Source organism: Vibrio sp. J2-3(2022), from assembly GCF_021725735.1.
In the GTDB taxonomy this organism is placed as follows: Bacteria; Pseudomonadota; Gammaproteobacteria; order Enterobacterales; family Vibrionaceae; genus Vibrio; species Vibrio diabolicus.
The window spans coordinates 1-1,290 of sequence record NZ_JAKKCK010000018.1 but is presented as its reverse complement, the minus strand read 5'-3'; the positions used below and the strand labels follow the sequence as shown (position 1 = coordinate 1,290).

At 44.9% G+C, this 1,290-nt stretch carries 3 tRNA genes and 2 rRNA genes; all 5 read right to left on the bottom strand.

Features of this window, described 5'->3' with window-relative positions:
• Positions 1 to 472, bottom strand: a 23S ribosomal RNA gene (locus L3V27_RS23285); the annotation flags it as partial.
• Positions 473 to 815: 343 nt separating this feature from the next.
• Positions 816 to 891 (bottom strand) — tRNA-Val (locus L3V27_RS23280).
• Positions 892 to 919: 28 nt separating this feature from the next.
• A tRNA-Lys gene (locus L3V27_RS23275) sits at positions 920 to 995 on the bottom strand.
• Positions 996 to 997: 2 nt separating this feature from the next.
• Positions 998 to 1,073, bottom strand: a tRNA-Glu gene (locus tag L3V27_RS23270).
• Positions 1,074 to 1,163: 90 nt separating this feature from the next.
• A 16S ribosomal RNA gene (locus L3V27_RS23265) occupies positions 1,164 to 1,290 on the bottom strand; the annotation flags it as partial.

Below are 1,290 nucleotides of genomic sequence, written 5' to 3'. Positions count from 1 at the left end.
TTCTTTTCGCCTTTCCCTCACGGTACTGGTTCACTATCGGTCAGTCAGTAGTATTTAGCCTTGGAGGATGGTCCCCCCATATTCAGACAGGATATCACGTGTCCCGCCCTACTCGATTTCACTGAATGTGCGTTGTCAACTACGGGGCTATCACCCTGTATCGCCGGACTTTCCAGACCGTTCGTCTAACGCATATAAAGCTTAAGGGCTAGTCCAATTTCGCTCGCCGCTACTTTCGGAATCTCGGTTGATTTCTTTTCCTCGGGGTACTTAGATGTTTCAGTTCCCCCGGTTCGCCTCGTTATGCTATGTATTCACATAACGATACTTACTTATGTAAGTGGGTTTCCCCATTCGGAAATCCCAGACTCAAGTGGTTTTTACTACCTAATCTGGGCTTATCGCAAGTTAATACGTCCTTCATCGCCTCTGACTGCCAAGGCATCCACCGTGTACGCTTAGTCACTTAACCATACAACCCGAAGGAGTTTCGAATTGATGTTAAACAACCAAAGTTGTCTCTCATTATTTGAATGAGCGAGAGACATTTCGATTTTGCCGGACTCAAATATGAATAATCCGAAGATTATTCCCAAGAACACTTGAATGTGTTTTTAGTTGTATTCATAAATGAATACTTTGAGAACTTTACAAACAACAATAAATTGTTGTTTTGTCAGCTTTCCAAATTGTTAAAGAGCTATGTTTCTTCACAAGGAAGTTACATTTTCTAAAGACTTTCAGAGTCAAAAATGCCAACCAGTATCAATTGCTTGTTCTGGTTTGGACGTTTTATTCCAAAAATACTTAGAGAATGGTGGGCGATACCGGGCTCGAACCAGTGACCCCCTGCTTGTAAGGCAGGTGCTCTCCCAACTGAGCTAATCGCCCACATTATTTTGATTTCCGTGGAAGGAAATGGTGGGTCGTGCAGGATTCGAACCTGCGACCAATTGATTAAAAGTCAACTGCTCTACCAACTGAGCTAACGACCCAATGGTATCCCGTAGGGGAGTCGAACCCCTGTTACCGCCGTGAAAGGGCGGTGTCCTAGGCCTCTAGACGAACGGGACACTAAGTTGAACATCTTGGGGGATGTTCTATCTCTTAAACTTCATAAACCGTATCAATCTGTGTGAACACTCATCGCAATAATCATCGTTTAAGGAGGTGATCCAGCGCCAGGTTCCCCTAGCGCTACCTTGTTACGACTTCACCCCAGTCATGAACCACAAAGTGGTAAGCGTCCCCCCGAAGGTTAAACTACCTACTTCTTTTGCAGCCCACTCC